General features: G+C 63.9%; 17 protein-coding genes. 7 read left to right on the top strand and 10 right to left on the bottom strand.

Going from position 1 to position 13,749, the window contains the following annotated elements; all coding sequences use genetic code 11:
• Positions 1-134: 134 nt before the first annotated feature.
• Both N5A92_RS15545 and N5A92_RS15540 read right to left on the bottom strand, forming a co-directional pair.
• Positions 135-2,654, bottom strand: a complete 2,520-nt coding sequence (locus N5A92_RS15545; RefSeq protein ID WP_260904708.1) for an ABC transporter permease — start codon at positions 2,652-2,654, stop codon at positions 135-137.
• Between the two features lie 104 nt (positions 2,655-2,758).
• A complete protein-coding gene (locus tag N5A92_RS15540) occupies positions 2,759-3,457 on the bottom strand; it encodes an ABC transporter ATP-binding protein (RefSeq protein ID WP_260904386.1) in 699 nt (232 codons plus the stop codon).
• A gap of 63 nt (positions 3,458-3,520) precedes the next feature.
• Here N5A92_RS15540 and N5A92_RS15535 point away from each other — a divergent pair, with 63 nt between their 5' ends.
• Both N5A92_RS15535 and thpR read left to right on the top strand, forming a co-directional pair.
• Complete coding sequence (locus N5A92_RS15535; protein ID WP_425248595.1) at positions 3,521-4,201, top strand: arylesterase; 681 nt, start codon at positions 3,521-3,523, stop codon at positions 4,199-4,201.
• Between the two features lie 82 nt (positions 4,202-4,283).
• Complete coding sequence (gene thpR, locus N5A92_RS15530) at positions 4,284-4,883, top strand: RNA 2',3'-cyclic phosphodiesterase (protein WP_260904384.1); 600 nt, start codon at positions 4,284-4,286, stop codon at positions 4,881-4,883.
• On the opposite strand, the gene N5A92_RS15525 is transcribed toward thpR, so the two are convergent.
• The gene (locus N5A92_RS15525; RefSeq protein ID WP_260904382.1) at positions 4,784-5,326 is read right to left on the bottom strand and encodes a low molecular weight protein-tyrosine-phosphatase; all 543 of its coding nucleotides are present in this window, start codon (positions 5,324-5,326) and stop codon (positions 4,784-4,786) included. The two genes, thpR and N5A92_RS15525, sit on opposite strands and share 100 nt — an antisense overlap.
• Before the next feature lie 28 nt (positions 5,327-5,354).
• Here N5A92_RS15525 and N5A92_RS15520 point away from each other — a divergent pair, with 28 nt between their 5' ends.
• The 4 genes from N5A92_RS15520 to N5A92_RS15505 all read left to right on the top strand — a co-directional run bounded on the left by N5A92_RS15520 (position 5,355) and on the right by N5A92_RS15505 (position 8,197).
• Positions 5,355-5,651: a 4a-hydroxytetrahydrobiopterin dehydratase gene (locus N5A92_RS15520; protein WP_260904381.1), complete on the top strand. Its 297-nt coding sequence runs from the start codon at positions 5,355-5,357 to the stop codon at positions 5,649-5,651.
• A 57-nt stretch (positions 5,652-5,708) separates the two neighbouring features.
• Positions 5,709-6,080, top strand: coding sequence for a YkvA family protein (locus tag N5A92_RS15515; protein WP_260904380.1), 372 nt, complete (start codon positions 5,709-5,711; stop codon positions 6,078-6,080).
• Positions 6,081-6,327: 247 nt separating this feature from the next.
• Entirely contained in the window at positions 6,328-6,828 is a 501-nt protein-coding gene (locus N5A92_RS15510; protein ID WP_260904379.1) for an invasion associated locus B family protein, read from the top strand.
• A gap of 148 nt (positions 6,829-6,976) precedes the next feature.
• Positions 6,977-8,197 (top strand): argininosuccinate synthase, encoded by a 1,221-nt coding sequence (locus N5A92_RS15505; RefSeq protein ID WP_260904378.1) that lies wholly within the window; start codon positions 6,977-6,979, stop codon positions 8,195-8,197.
• 35 nt (positions 8,198-8,232) lie between these two features.
• Here the strand turns inward: N5A92_RS15505 and N5A92_RS15500 are convergent, their stop codons facing one another.
• The 5 genes from N5A92_RS15500 to N5A92_RS15480 form a co-directional block, all read right to left on the bottom strand.
• Entirely contained in the window at positions 8,233-8,937 is a 705-nt protein-coding gene (locus tag N5A92_RS15500; RefSeq protein WP_260904377.1) for a helix-turn-helix transcriptional regulator, read from the bottom strand.
• A 12-nt stretch (positions 8,938-8,949) separates the two neighbouring features.
• Entirely contained in the window at positions 8,950-9,318 is a 369-nt protein-coding gene (locus N5A92_RS15495; protein ID WP_260904704.1) for a VOC family protein, read from the bottom strand.
• Between the two features lie 98 nt (positions 9,319-9,416).
• Positions 9,417-10,004 carry a DJ-1/PfpI family protein gene (locus tag N5A92_RS15490; protein ID WP_260904375.1) on the bottom strand — a complete coding sequence of 196 codons (588 nt, stop codon included), beginning with the start codon at positions 10,002-10,004 and terminating at the stop codon, positions 9,417-9,419.
• A 28-nt stretch (positions 10,005-10,032) separates the two neighbouring features.
• Positions 10,033-10,197, bottom strand: a complete 165-nt coding sequence (locus N5A92_RS15485) for a hypothetical protein (protein WP_260904374.1) — start codon at positions 10,195-10,197, stop codon at positions 10,033-10,035.
• Between the two features lie 83 nt (positions 10,198-10,280).
• Positions 10,281-11,072 (bottom strand): SDR family NAD(P)-dependent oxidoreductase, encoded by a 792-nt coding sequence (locus tag N5A92_RS15480; RefSeq protein ID WP_260904373.1) that lies wholly within the window; start codon positions 11,070-11,072, stop codon positions 10,281-10,283.
• Positions 11,073-11,229: 157 nt separating this feature from the next.
• Between N5A92_RS15480 and N5A92_RS15475 the strand changes: the two genes are divergently transcribed.
• Complete coding sequence (locus N5A92_RS15475; RefSeq protein WP_163265143.1) at positions 11,230-11,394, top strand: hypothetical protein; 165 nt, start codon at positions 11,230-11,232, stop codon at positions 11,392-11,394.
• A 12-nt stretch (positions 11,395-11,406) separates the two neighbouring features.
• On the opposite strand, the gene N5A92_RS15470 is transcribed toward N5A92_RS15475, so the two are convergent.
• A complete protein-coding gene (locus N5A92_RS15470; RefSeq protein WP_260904364.1) occupies positions 11,407-12,432 on the bottom strand; it encodes a class I fructose-bisphosphate aldolase in 1,026 nt (341 codons plus the stop codon).
• 98 nt (positions 12,433-12,530) lie between these two features.
• Complete coding sequence (locus tag N5A92_RS15465; protein WP_260904363.1) at positions 12,531-13,727, bottom strand: phosphoglycerate kinase; 1,197 nt, start codon at positions 13,725-13,727, stop codon at positions 12,531-12,533.
• Between the last annotated feature and the right edge of the window lie 22 nt (positions 13,728-13,749).

The raw sequence follows: 13,749 nt of genomic DNA, 5'->3' as shown, positions 1-13,749 counted from the left end.
GCTCGCCGCTGGCGGGGGTCCAGCATGCGTTGTTCAAATATGATGTCTGTTCAAGACAAGAGCAAGACCTTCCGCAGCGGAAAAGCGCACCACGCCTGCACTCCCGCTCCAGGGGACACCGATCCCTTCCCAGCTCATAGGTTCCGCAAAACAGGTGCGGCCTTGTGGCCAAGCACGCGCCAGGTACCGACGAGCCCGAAGCCGACCGTCAACACCAAGGCAATGGCGACGGTCGACAGCGCCACTTCCGGCAGAAAGCTCCATGGAAGCGTCATGATGCGGGTCACCACATACCATGCCGCCACACCGCCGGCGGCCAGCGCGAAGAGTGCTGTGGCAAGGCCGATCAGGAGGTACTCCAACGCGAAAGCCGAAATCAGGGTGCGCCGCGTGGCCCCCAGCGTCTTCAGCACCACGGCATCGTGCACGCGGGCGCGGTTGCCCGCCGCGAGTGCGCCCGAAAGCACGAGCACGGAGGCGATGAGTGCCACCGCCGCCGCCGCTCTGATGGCGGTGGCGAGTTGCCCGACGAGCTGGTTCACCACGTCGAGCGCGTCCTTCACACGGACGGTGGTAATGGTAGGGAAGTTGCGTGTAACGGCGTTCAGAAGGCGCGCCTCGTCGACGCTCGTCGCGTTGGCGTCTGTCAGCGTTGCCAGCCAGGCATGGGGCGCACCCTCAAAGGTATTCGGAGAAAAGACCATGACGAAGTTCATGGCCAGCGTCTCCCACTCCACCTGGCGGAAGCTGGCGATGCGGGCCGTGACGTTGCGCCCGAGCACATTCACCGTCAGGGTATCGCCGAGCTTCAGGCCGAGCGCAGCACCCTCGTCCGCCGTAAACGAGACCAGAGGCTCTCCCTCATAGCCCGCGGGCCACCATTCACCCTGCGTCAGGGTCGAGTTTTCCGGCTGATTGTTCGAATAGGTGATGCCGCGGTCACCGCGCAGCACCCAGCCGCCTTCCGGCGGCACCTCGATATCGCGCACATTGACGTCGTTGAGCGCGATGATGCGCCCGCGCAGCATCGGCACACGGATAAGCTTGCCGTCAGGCGCCTGCTCTTCGACCAGCGAAGCAAAATCCTCCACCTGGTCCGCCTGGATATCGACGAAGAAGAAGTTCGGGGCCACCTCCGGCAGGTTGCCGGCGATCTGCCGCCTCAGATTGCCGTCTATCAGTGCCAGAGTGGCGATCAGCGTGAGGCCAAGGCCAAGCGACAGCACCACCGACGGCGTCAGCGCGCCGGGGCGATGAATGTTGCCTATGGCGAGCCTGAGTGCGGTCGAGCGTACCCTTGGGGCGCGGCGGGCGGCGGCCTGCACCGCCCAGCCCACGCCGCGCAGCACCAGGAAGACGGCAATGGCGGCGGCGACGAAGATAGCGGCTATACTCCGCTCCTCGGAATAGAGGATGGCGAGCAGCGCAAGTGTGGCAGCGATGGCGACGGACAGGACTACGTAGAAGAGACGCGGCCAGCCCTTGGCGTCGATCCCCATCTCGCGGAAAAGCGCCGTTGCCGGCACGTCACGCGCCCTACCGAGCGGCAGCAGCGCGAAAGCGAGCGTGGTCAGAACGCCGAATAGCGCAGCAAGACCGAGCGCCGAGGGGTAAATGCCGCCCTCGCTCGGCACCGGCAGGACCGCGGCAAGCGCCGCACTTGCCGCAAAAGGCATCAGCGCGGCGAGTACCAAGCCTGCGCAGATCCCCATCATGGCGATGATGAGGATCTGCATCAGGTAGACGGAGAAAACGAAGCCGCCCGAGGCCCCGAGGCTCTTGAAGGTGGCGATGACGGCGCGTTTTCCGTCCAGGTAGGCACGCACCGCATTCGCCACGCCGACGCCGCCCACCACCAGCGCAGTCAGCCCCACAAGGGTGAGGAATTGCGAGAAACGCTCGACGTTTGACGACAGCGACGGAGCGGCGTTAAGCCGCGTTCGGATGCTCCACCCTGCCTCGGGGAAGCGCGTGCTCGCCTCCTCGCGCAGGGCGCGCAGCTCCGAGTTGCCGGGCTCGCCGTCGAGGCGCAGCTTATAGACATGCTCCACCAGGCTGCCCGGCTGCACGAGACCGGCGGCATCCAGCCCTTCCAGCGAAACCATCAGGCGTGGCGCGAAGCCAAAACCATCGGAGACGGCATCCGGCTCGGTGACAAGCTCGGCGCGCAGCTCGAACTCTTGCCCGCCAAGCATCAGCCTGTCACCTAGGGAAAGGCCCAGCCGGTCGAACAGGAGCGAAGGCGCGGCCGCGCCGTAAGCGCCATCCGCAAGGCCGAAGAGCGCATCGCGGGAAAGTGCCGGCTCGGTGACGAGCGTCCCGTAAAGCGGGTACGCCTCGTCCACCGCCTTCACCTCGACCAATGCCTGGTCGGAACCATCGGCCAGACGGGCCATCGAGCGCATATTGGCGCTTTCGGCGAGCCGTCCGGTCTCCGCCAGCCAGGCGTGTTCGGCCGCGTCGGCGCGGCGCTGGTTAAGCTCGAAGCGGATGTCGGCGCCGAGTAATTCCTGGCCCTGCGATGCCACACCGGCGCTGATGGCGCGAGCGACGGAGTTTACCCCGCCGATAGCCGCCACCCCCAGCGCGATACAGGCGAGAAAGATGAAGAAGCCGGAAAGCCCGCCGCGCATCTCGCGCAGGGCAAAGCGCATCGCCAGTGCAGACCCGGCCCCGCCACGTCTCCGACTTCCGGCGGCAAGGCTACCCGTTTTCGCGTCGATAGTCGTGGCGTCGGAGCGAGACATATGAGCGCGCCTCAGCCGGCAGAAGCAGGTTCGGGTGCGGCCTCTTCGATCCGGCCGGAGCGCATGTCCACCTGCCGGTCGCAGCGCGCGGCGAGCGCGGGATCGTGAGTCACCAGCGCCAGCGTCGTGCCGCGTTCGCGCGCGGTCTCGAACAACAGATCGGCGATCTGCCGCCCCGTCGCCTGGTCGAGATTGCCTGTCGGCTCGTCGGCGATCATGATGGCCGGCTGCGGCGCCAGCGCACGGGCGATCGCCACCCGCTGCTGCTCGCCGCCGGAGAGCTCGCCCGGATAATGGGTCAGCCGGTCCTTCAGCCCCACAGCTTCAAGCTCCTTCTCTGCAAGTCCGAAGGGATCGTCGTGGCCGGCGAGTTCCAGCGGCACGGCAACGTTCTCCAGTGCTGTCATGTTCGGGATCAGGTGAAAAGACTGGAAGACGATGCCGATGGTGCGGCCGCGGAAGGCGGCAACTGCGTCCTCGCTCAAGCCGTTGAGCGTCTGGCCGGCGACGCACACTATGCCGCTGTCTACCTTCTCCAGCCCGGCGATCACCATGAGCAATGTCGACTTGCCGGAGCCGGAGGGGCCGACGATGGCCGTGGATTGGCCATGTTCGACTGCCAGGCTGACACCCTTGAGCACATGGACGGACGAAGCGCCCTCGCCTAGCCACAGGGAAACATTATGCAGATCGATGACGGGTTTGGTCACGGGCGAGGCGTCCTATATGAGGGACATTGCGGGCGCGGTTCCGGCAGATATGGGTTGAGTTTCATGCTATTCAAACCTTTGGACAAGATTTCCGGTGTTGTCCTGTCGCTCACGAAAATGTCATCGGCCATTGTCCTCGTCCTGCTGCTGACGTTCAGCGCGCGGCCGGCGTGGGCGGAAGTCTTTAATATCGTCGGCTTCGGCGACAGCCTGATGGCCGGTTACCAACTGGCGCCGGGAGAGGCCTTTCCGGAGAAGCTGGAGGCTGCATTGCGTGACAGCGGCAGCGACGTCACCGTGGCAAATGCCGGCGTCTCTGGCGATACCACCAGCGGCGGCCTGTCGCGGCTCGATTGGTCGGTGCCCGAGGGTACGGACCTCGTGATCCTGGAACTCGGCGCCAATGATATGCTGCGCGGACTCTCCCCCACCACCACGGAAAAGAACCTGGACGAGATGCTAACCCGGCTTCGCGAGCGCGACATCGACGTGCTGCTCGTCGGCATGTACGCCGCGCCCAATCTGGGACCGGATTATCAAGAGGCATTCAACGCCATCTATCCACGACTGGCGGAAAAGCACGGTCTGCCGCTGGTGCCGTTCTTCCTTGACGGCGTGGCGGCCAACGCCTCTCTGCTGCTCGAGGACGGCATGCACCCCAACGCAAAGGGTGTAGACCTGATGGTGGAGCGAATGCTGCCAGCCGTCGACGCCCTCGTCGAAGGGGAAAAGCCGGAGATGTGAGCAGCGAGCGCCAGAAAGCGCTTGCTCCGTTGCTCAATCGATGATTCGCTGACGACAGACATAGAGATTCGAGGAGGTTGCCATGCCGCGACTTTTCACCGCCCTCGAGATTCCGCGCGATGCGGCGCTGTCCCTTTCGCTTCTGCGCGGCGGCCTGCCGGGAGCCCGGTGGGTCGATGTCGAGAACTACCATCTCACCCTGCGTTTCATCGGCGACGTTGAAGGCCATGTGGCTGACGAGATCGCCAACGCGCTCGACCGGGTACGGCGGCCGGCCTTCTCGCTCACGCTTTCCGGTGTCGGCGCCTTTGGTCAGAAGAAGCCGCATGCGGTGTGGGCAGGTGTGGCAGCATCTCCTGATCTCTATGCCCTGCAGGGCGAGATCGAGCGCATCTGCCAGCGTCTCGGCCTCGCCCCGGACCCGCGCAAGTTCACCCCGCATGTGACGCTGGCGCGGCTGAAAAACACAAGCCCCCACGAAGTCGCTGCCTATCTGTCGGCGCGCGGCAATTTTGCCGCCGTGCCGTTCCGGGTCGGGCGTTTCGTCCTGATGTCGGCACGCGAATCGATCGGCGGTGGACCTTATATCGTCGAGGAAGCCTGGCCGCTGATGCGCGCGGAGCCGGCGCGCTCGGCCAGCCTCAGTGCCAGTGCGTCGGAGGCTTCGCGGATCGTGCGATAGACGAGGGCGAAGCCGTCGTCCCCACCGTAATAGGGGTCCGGCACCTCCTCCGGCCTGCCGAGCGCATAGTCGAGGAAAAGGTGGACGCGGTCATGCGCCTCCTTCGGTGCTCGTTGGCGCAATGCATTGACGTTGGCGCGGTCCATGCCGAGGATGAGGTCGAAGCGGGAAAAGTCCGCCGGGTCCACTTGGCGCGCTCTTTGCCCGGAAATATCGAGGCCGAAGCGGCGCGCGGTGGCCACCGACCGCGGATCCGGCGGTGTGCCTGTGTGCCAAGCGCCGGTGCCGGCGGAATCGAGATGGAAAGCGTGCTCCAGGCCGCGCTCCGCAACGACAGCACGAAAGATGCCTTCCGCCAGCGGCGAACGGCAGATATTGCCGAGGCAAACGAAGAGAATGGCAGTGCGGGCCTGTTCGCCTGCGCGAGATGCATTATCCTTCATGCCCTATGCGATAGCACGGAGAGGTTTCATGGCAATGGAGAAACTCGGTAGCAAGCAGGTGGAGGAAGCGCTGGCGGCGCTCGATGGCTGGAGCCTCGCGCGCGACGGTGCGGCCATCGAGCGCCGCTTCGTCTTCGCCAATTTCAACGAAGCCTTCGGCTTCATGACGCGGGCAGCGCTGGCCGCGGAGAAGCTCAACCACCATCCCGAGTGGTCGAATGTCTACAAGACCGTCGATGTCACGCTCACCACCCACGATGCCGGCGGCCTGACGGAACTCGATCTCAAGCTGGCGAAGAGGATGAACGCCTTTGCTGCGCGCTAGCTGCCATTGCATCGGAGCGCCGTTCTCCCCACATCATCCCGGCAAGGAGCGACAGTTATGGACGACGTGAAGATCGGCGAGATCCTTGTTCCCGGCAGCGCCGACGAGCACAGCCGCCGCGAAGAGGATGTTCGCCGCAAATTTTGGCGCACCGCCAAGAAAGCGGCCCGCCAGGTGCCGTTCATGGAAGATGTGATCGCCGGCTACTATTGCGCGCTCGACCGCGAAACGCCGGCGCGCGTGCGCGGCATCCTGCTCGCAGCACTCGCGTATTTCGTCCTGCCCCTCGACATGGTGCCCGACTTTCTCGCCGGTTTCGGCTTTACCGATGATGTGGCTGTTCTGGTTGCAGCGCTCAGCGCCGTGCGCTCGCACATCACCCCTGCCCACCGGCTAGCCGCCAAGCGCGCCCTCGAAGACGCCGAATGAAGCGTGGCGGCATCTGACACCTCACAATTGGGTCAAACTCTCGCCTTTTTCATCCGATTCAACCTTTTACGTGGGGTGTGAAGCGGCAGGCAGGATCGCTCGGCAAACTCTTTTTCAGGAAGAGGCGGGCAATATTTCATGCAGCTTCACTCTTTGGTAACCCAGATTAAATAAAAATGAAGCCATCGGGCGTAAGCCTCTGATGTGCTTTACAAACACACGGCAGACAAAGAAACGGTCAGGGACAATGCGTGGGATTTTTTCGTCGCTCTTTCTGTTTTGCGCGGTCGCGGCCGCAGGGCCGGCCTTCGCACAGGCGACAGCCGTCGGACAGCACCGCGACTGGGGCACCTACAGCTACCAGTCTGGCAACGGCAAGGTCTGCTACGTGATGAGCGTGCCGAAGCAGAAGGAGCCCTCAAGCCTTGATCACGGCGACATCTTCTTCTTCGTCAGCCAGAAGCCGGGCCAGAACGTAGCCTACGAGCCGCAATTCATCGCCGGCTATAACCTCCAGGACGGCTCGAAGGTCACGGTGACGGTGGGTGGCCGGTCGTTCAACATGTTCACGCAGGAGAAATCGGCGTGGCTGGAGAATGCGGCGGAGGAGCCACAGCTGATCGCGGCCATGAAGGCCGGCTCCGACATGACGGTGGCAGCAAAGTCCGGCCGCGGCAACGATACCCGCTATACCTTCTCGCTTCTGGGCATGACGGCCGCGCTCGATTCGATCCAGAGCTGCAAGTAAGGCTGCGCCTGCAGCCTCGCAAGCGGGCAAGCGGGCAAGCGGAAGTGGTCGCCCCCGCAGGGGCGGCTTGCCCCTTTGTCTTTTCCTGATAATAGTGCCCGCGCAAACGGGCCCCGGGCGCGCCGGGCATCCTAAACCGGAAAAGACCATGGCGAAGCACACAGACGTAAAGAAGGTCGTTCTGGCCTATTCGGGCGGCCTCGACACCTCCATCATCCTGAAATGGCTGCAGACGGAATTCGGTGCGGAGGTCGTCACCTTCACCGCTGATCTCGGCCAAGGCGATGAGTTGGAGCCGGCGCGCAAGAAGGCCGAGATGCTCGGCATCAAGGAGATCTACATCGAGGACCTGCGTGAGGAATTCGTCCGCGACTTCGTCTTTCCAATGTTCCGCGCCAACGCGCTCTACGAGGGCATCTATCTTCTAGGCACCTCCATCGCCCGGCCGCTCATCTCCAAGCGCCTTGTAGAGATTGCCGCCGAGACCGGCGCCGACGCCATCGCCCACGGCGCCACCGGCAAGGGCAATGATCAGGTGCGTTTCGAACTATCGGCTTACGCGCTCAACCCGGACATCAAGGTTATCGCACCCTGGCGCGATTGGACCTTCAAGTCGCGCACCGACCTTCTCAACTTTGCCGAGGCACATCAGATTCCAGTGCCCAAGGACAAGCTGGGCGAGGCCCCGTTCTCGGTCGATGCCAACCTGCTGCACTCCTCCTCGGAAGGAAAGGTGCTGGAGGATCCGTGGAACGAGCCGCCCGAATATGTACACCAGCGTTCTGTCTCGCCCTTCGACGCGCCTGACGAGGCGAAGGAAATCACCATCGGCTTCAAGCGCGGCGACGCCGTCTCGCTCAACGGCGAAGCCGTGTCGCCAGCCACGCTGCTTGCCGCGCTCAACGACCTCGGCCGCGACAACGGCATCGGCCGCATCGACCTGGTGGAGAACCGCTTCGTCGGCATGAAATCGCGCGGCGTCTACGAGACGCCAGGCGGCACCATCCTGCTCGCCGCCCACCGCGCGATCGAATCGATCACCCTCGACCGGGGTGCCGCGCACCTCAAGGACGAGCTGATGCCGCGCTATGCGGAGCTCATCTACAACGGGTTCTGGTTCTCGCCCGAGCGCGAGATGCTGCAGGCGGCGATCGACAAGAGCCAGGAGGATGTCGAGGGCGAGGTACGGCTGAAACTCTATAAGGGCAACGTCATCGTCACCGGCCGCCGCTCCGATAAGTCGCTCTACTCCGATGCATTGGTGACCTTCGAGGACGATCGCGGCGCCTACGATCAGAAGGACGCCGAAGGCTTCATCCGCCTCAATGCTCTGCGGCTGAGGACGCTGGCGGCAAGGAAGCGGGACTAATCGCTTTCCAGTCCCAGCAAAAGGATGGGCATGCTTCACGCATGCCCATTGCCTGAGCCTTCGCGGAGCTCCAGTTGCCGATAGAAATCCCCTAGCTGCTTGCCGCGCTCCGGCCTGAAGCCGCGCCCGGCCTCCTGCATGACGACAATGCGGTCGATACGAAAAGCGCGGAAATCGTCCCGCAGCTCGCACCAGCCGACCAGTGTCCACACCTTACCCCAGAACCATAGGCCAAGCGGCCGCACATCGCGCTGGCTCATGCGCCCGGCCTCGTCGCGGTAATCGAGGCGCAGCACGCGCCGGCTCTCGACCGCATGCTCCAGCGCGTCAATGGCCTGGCGCTCTGCATCGCTGATCACCCAGTTGGGCGTGTGGATTTCGGTGCGTGAAATGCGCTCACGCTCGTTTTCCGGCAGTACGGTACTGATCTTGATCAGTGCTTCCTCGGCAGCGCGCGCCATGGCGGCACCGCCAAAAGCGCGCACCATGCGCGCGCCGGCCACAAGTGCCACAATCTCATCGCGCGTGAACATCAGCGGCGGCAGCTCGAAGCCTTCGCGCATCAGGTAGCCGACGCCAGCCTCCCCGTCGATGGGCACGCCGGTCGACTGCAAGTCGGCAATATCGCGGTAGATGGTGCGCTCGGAAACCTCGAGCCGCTCCGAGAGAAGGCGCGCGGTGACAAGCCGCCCTCCGCGCAAATGTTGAACGATCTGAAAGAGCCGGTCCGCGCGCCGCATAAAGGCCGCTCCTTACGTAAACAGCCCGAAGCTATTGCCGTCCGGATCGAGACAATACACGAAACGGCCCCCAGGAATAGTGATGACGGGAGAGACGACCTTGCCGCCATTCGCCGTCACCCGCTCCATGGCTTCTTCCAGAGGCGTGGAAACGGCCAGATGGATGGTGATGCCGGTGCCCTCGGAAGCAGGCTTTCCGGGGTAAAGATGGCCGGCGACGGAGTTTTCCTCCTTTGCCGCGAAACGAGCCATAGGGTTTGGCCCTTCCATGTCCGTCAGCTCGTTCTGAAGCACTGCGCCGTAGAACTCCCTGGCGCGGCCCATATCGCTCACCGGGATTTCAAACCATACGGCCGCGTGGGCGGGCAAAAACGGTGTCATCATCGATCTCTCCTCTTCGGTATGCCGCCAGAGTGGCACACCCCTCCTGACAACATACCGTCAGGAGCCTGTCAGCGGGTGAGATAGGGTGGAGCCGGTCAGGCCGCCGCGTGCTCGCGCGCGAACAGCTCGCGCATCTCGCCAACCGTCTCGGCGCGCTGGGGGAAAAGCGCCTCCAGGAATGCGGCGGCGAAGGTGCCGGGTGCGGAACCCGGCGCACTAACGATGCTGCCGTCGCTCACCGCGTGCGGCACGTCCTGATAGCCTTCAGCGCCCACATAGCCTGGTACGTGCCCGTTGATCCAGTCGCGGCCGTTGCTGGTGTGGCCTCGGCCCTCGAAAAGGCCGGCGCGCGCCAGCCCCAGCGTGCCGGCGCATATGCCGCCGACGACCCCGCCGCGCCCGGCGACCGCCTTGAGAAGCGGCGTCACGTCGGGCGCATCCGGAGACGCCCAGTTGTCCGACCCGATCAGCGCCACGGCGTCGAGATCCTCATTCTCCTGCGGCGTCAACCCGCGCTCGCCGGCAAGCTGGAGGCCGGCGGCGGAGCGCACGGAGCCCGCTTCGGGCGTGAGCGCGACGGCGCGTGCGCCGAACCACTCGACAGCGGAAGCAGCCAGCAGGCCGAATTCCCAATCGGCGAACTTCTCGATGAAAACGAGACCGACCGTCTTCGACTGTTCCATGGCACCCTCCTCTTCGGCTCGGCGGGGTTCAGCGCTGCCACGTCGGCCCCGTCGGTTGCCAACCGATATCCCTTTGCAGGCTAGGCGGCAAGTCGTTCATGATCCGTTCCGTGAGCTTGCGGCGCCTGCGCCGCCGATAGGCGCTGGCCCAGCGGTGGACAGTGCGGGAGATCGAATAGCGTGTAGCGGTCATGGCCTCTCATCCTCCAACGTGATTGCCGGAGGATTATCGCACGACCGTGCTGCCAACGTTTTGTCAGGAGCCTGCAGGGCCGCCTACTCCTGCGGCTGCACCTCGACTGTGTAGTTGAGCGGCAGCCGCCCACCGTCGGCGTAGATGGTCTGGCCGGTGATGTAGCTGGCGTCGTCGGAGGCGAGAAATGCGGCGATGGAGGCAATTTCCTGCGGGTCGCCGATGCGTCCCATGGGTGTGCGCGAGAGGATACGGTCGCGGGCCGCCGGGTCGGCGTTCACGCTCGCCAGCATGTCGGTCATGATCGAGCCCGGTCCGATGGCGTTGACGCGGATGCCGTGCGGTGCAAGCGACAGCGCCATTGCCTTGGTGAGCTGGTTCATGCCGCCCTTGGAGACGGAATAAGGCACCTGGTTGGCAATGGCGAAGACGGCGTTGACCGACGACATGTTGATGACGACCCCGGGTGCCCCGCCACCTTTCACCTTGTCGACCATGTAGCGGGCGACCGCTTGCCCCACCAGGAAGGCGCCCTTCAGGTTCACCCGCAGCACCCGGTCGAAGTCCTCTTCCTTGAGATCGAGGAAATCCGCACCGTGCACGATACCGGCATTGTTGACGAGGATATCGATATCGCCCAGCGAATCGATGGTCGAGGCAACGAGATTGTGCACGTCGAGGCTCTTCCCCACGTCTGTCTTGACAAAACCGACCTCGCCCAGCTTCTCCAAATCCTTGATCGCCTTGGCGCCCTTCTCTGCGTCAACATCCGCGATCACCACCCGCACGCCCTCGCGCAGGAAGCGCTCCGCGATGGCATAGCCGATGCCACCGGCAGCGCCCGTCACGATTGCCGTTTTCCCGTCCAGTGCCATCGTCTCACCTCGATCGTTTCATTCGGCGGGAACCTGTGACGGCGCCGGCGCCAGGTCAAGCTGCTTCTGATGAGGCCTTAAGCGCGGCAACCGCTTTTTGACACGGCAGCCGAAAGGAGGGCACAAGGGCAAACACTCACCCAGTGCCGGGCGCCCAATGACAAAAATCCTCTCGCTTCTGATCGTGGCCATGATGATCCTGCACATCATCCGGCCGCTCGGCCTTCCCGGCCTGAAGAAACGCAGCGATTTCTGGAAGCTCGCCATCGTGGCGCTCGCCGCCATCATGCTCACCGTCGCGCTCAGCCACGGCCGCGGCTGAGCGCGGCCTGGATCAGGCGGCCTTCTCCAGCTCTTCCTTCCAATCGCCGCGCGCGGCAAGCCCGTTCATCTTTGCACGATGGGCGAAGGCACGCTGGCCGGCGGCCACGTTCTCCTGCTTACCGCCCCACGCCTTCAGTGCTGCCGCCTGCAGCGCACGGCCATAGGAGAAGGTCAGCGTCCACGGCACGTCGTAACCGGCATTCATGAGAGATAGGTGCGCGGTCGCCTCCTCGTCCGACTGGCCGCCCGACAGGAATGCGATGCCGGGCACTGCCGCCGGGACCGTGGCCTTCAGGCAGCGCACGGTCTTCTCCGCCACCTCTTCGCGGCTCGCCTTGCGTGCGTTCTTGCCGTCGATAACCATGTTCGGCTTCAGCACCATGCCTTCCAGCGAGACACGCGCGTCGTAGAGCTCCTGGAACACCGTCTTCAGAACCCATTCGGTGATGGTGTAGCAACGGTCGATGGAATGGTCGCCCGGCGCCCCGTCCATCAGCACTTCCGGCTCGACGATGGGCACGATCCCCGCCTCTTGACAAAGGGCCGCATAGCGCGCCAGCGCCTGCGCGTTCTGTTTCACCGCGCCCCATGTCGGCAAATCGTCGGAAATGGCGATCACGCCCCGCCACTTGGCGAAGCGCGCGCCGAGTCGGTAGTACTCGTCAAGCCGCTCTCGCAGGCCGTCCAGGCCCTCGGTGATCTTCTCGTCGGGAAAGCCCGCCAGAGGCTTCGCGCCCTTATCCACCTTGATTCCGGGGACAGCGCCCGAGCTGGCGATAACCTCCACCAACGACGTTCCGTCCTTCGCCTTCTGGCGAATGGTTTCGTCATAGAGGATGACGCCGGAGATATGGTTCGTCATCGCCTCTTGGGCGGAAAATAGCATTTCCCGGTAATCACGGCGTGTCTCCTCGGTGGATTCCACTCCGATCGAATTGAGACGCTTCTTGATAGTGCCTGTGCTTTCGTCCGCCGCCAGAATGCCCTTGCCGGTGGCCGTCATCCTGGCCGCGATATCTTCAAGCCGTTCGCTCATCTTCCATGCCTCCTGTACACGTTTCAGAAGCCGTTACCAGATGAAAGAAAAAAACGGAATGCGGGGCGCGTCTACCTAATCGATTGAAAGAAAAGCAATTATTTTGACAGTGCTGCAACACCGGGCAGTGTCTTACCCTCCATCCATTCTAGGAAAGCACCGCCCGCCGTCGACACGTAGGTAAAATCGTCGGCCACGCCAGTCTGGTTGAGGGCGGCCACCGTATCCCCGCCTCCGGCAACGGAAACCAAAAGCCCTTCGCGCGTACGCTGCGCCGCGTGAAGCGCGGCGGCCATGGTAGCCTTGTCGAACGGTTCGATCTCGAACGCACCCAGCGGCCCGTTCCACACCACCGTGTCGGCCCGGTCGAGCCATTCATTGACCGCTTCCACACTCTTCGGCCCGACGTCGAGGATCATCGCATCCTCGGGAACGGCAGAGATGTCGACCACCTCGCTCTCTGCCCCCGCCTCGAACTTCTTCGCCACCACCGCGTCGGCCGGAAGGATGAGCGCACAGCCGGCGGTGGCCGCGTCGATCATGATCTGTTTGGCTGTCTCGGCAAGATCGTGCTCGCATAGCGACTTGCCGACCTTCGTGCCACGTGCGGCGAGGAAAGTATTTGCCATGCCGCCGCCGATCACCAGCCCGTCCACCTTCTTCACGAGGTTCAGAAGAAGGTCGATCTTGGTGGAAACCTTGGCGCCGCCGACGATGGCCAGCACCGGCCGCTTCGGCTGTCCCAGGCCCCTCTCCAGCGCCTCAAGTTCCGCCTGCATGGTGCGCCCGGCATAGGCCGGCAGGAGATGCGCAAGGCCTTCCGTGGAGGCATGTGCGCGGTGGGCGGCGGAGAAGGCATCGTTCACATAGATATCGCCGTTCTCGGCCAGCGTCCTGGCGAAATCCGCGTCGTTCTTTTCCTCGCCGGTATGAAAGCGCGTGTTCTCGAGAAGCAGGATGTCGCCATCGTTCATCTCCTCGACGGCCTCCCTGGCGGCCTCGCCTACACAGTCGGCGGCGAAATAGATGCGGCGGTCGAGTATGGCCTCCATGGCGTTAGCTACCGGCTTAAGCGAAAACTCCGTGGCCGGTTCCCCCTTCGGCCGGCCGAAATGCGCAAGCAGGATGACCTTTGCCCGGCGGTCGGAAAGCTCGGTGATGGTCGGAGCGATCCGTTCGATGCGCGTCGCATCGGTCACCGCGCCCTCCTTCATCGGCACGTTCAAGTCGACACGCACAAGCACACGCTTGCCGGCGATATCCTTGAGGTGGTCCAGGGTTCTGAAGTCGGCCATCGATCCGCTGCCTCGAGAATGT

The organism is Chelativorans salis, assembly GCF_025336525.1.
Taxonomy (GTDB): Bacteria; Pseudomonadota; Alphaproteobacteria; order Rhizobiales; family Rhizobiaceae; genus Chelativorans; species Chelativorans salis.
This window is presented reverse-complemented; position numbering and strand designations above follow the sequence as displayed.

Excerpts from the sequence above, each read along its gene's own strand:
- N5A92_RS15465 (WP_260904363.1), bottom strand. The coding sequence starts at position 13,727 with ATGGCCGACTTCAGAACCCTGGACCACCTCAAGGATATCGCCGGCAAG.
- N5A92_RS15505 (WP_260904378.1), top strand. The coding sequence starts at position 6,977 with ATGGCGAAGCACACAGACGTAAAGAAGGTCGTTCTGGCCTATTCGGGC.
- N5A92_RS15535 (WP_425248595.1), top strand. The coding sequence starts at position 3,521 with ATGCTATTCAAACCTTTGGACAAGATTTCCGGTGTTGTCCTGTCGCTC.
- thpR (WP_260904384.1), top strand. The coding sequence starts at position 4,284 with ATGCCGCGACTTTTCACCGCCCTCGAGATTCCGCGCGATGCGGCGCTG.
- N5A92_RS15475 (WP_163265143.1), top strand. The coding sequence starts at position 11,230 with ATGACAAAAATCCTCTCGCTTCTGATCGTGGCCATGATGATCCTGCAC.
- N5A92_RS15470 (WP_260904364.1), bottom strand. The coding sequence starts at position 12,432 with ATGAGCGAACGGCTTGAAGATATCGCGGCCAGGATGACGGCCACCGGC.
- N5A92_RS15545 (WP_260904708.1), bottom strand. The coding sequence starts at position 2,654 with ATGCGCTTTGCCCTGCGCGAGATGCGCGGCGGGCTTTCCGGCTTCTTC.
- N5A92_RS15490 (WP_260904375.1), bottom strand. The coding sequence starts at position 10,004 with ATGGAACAGTCGAAGACGGTCGGTCTCGTTTTCATCGAGAAGTTCGCC.
- N5A92_RS15520 (WP_260904381.1), top strand. The coding sequence starts at position 5,355 with ATGGCAATGGAGAAACTCGGTAGCAAGCAGGTGGAGGAAGCGCTGGCG.
- N5A92_RS15500 (WP_260904377.1), bottom strand. The coding sequence starts at position 8,937 with ATGCGGCGCGCGGACCGGCTCTTTCAGATCGTTCAACATTTGCGCGGA.
- N5A92_RS15525 (WP_260904382.1), bottom strand. The coding sequence starts at position 5,326 with ATGAAGGATAATGCATCTCGCGCAGGCGAACAGGCCCGCACTGCCATT.
- N5A92_RS15510 (WP_260904379.1), top strand. The coding sequence starts at position 6,328 with ATGCGTGGGATTTTTTCGTCGCTCTTTCTGTTTTGCGCGGTCGCGGCC.
- N5A92_RS15495 (WP_260904704.1), bottom strand. The coding sequence starts at position 9,318 with ATGACACCGTTTTTGCCCGCCCACGCGGCCGTATGGTTTGAAATCCCG.
- N5A92_RS15480 (WP_260904373.1), bottom strand. The coding sequence starts at position 11,072 with ATGGCACTGGACGGGAAAACGGCAATCGTGACGGGCGCTGCCGGTGGC.
- N5A92_RS15485 (WP_260904374.1), bottom strand. The coding sequence starts at position 10,197 with ATGACCGCTACACGCTATTCGATCTCCCGCACTGTCCACCGCTGGGCC.
- N5A92_RS15515 (WP_260904380.1), top strand. The coding sequence starts at position 5,709 with ATGGACGACGTGAAGATCGGCGAGATCCTTGTTCCCGGCAGCGCCGAC.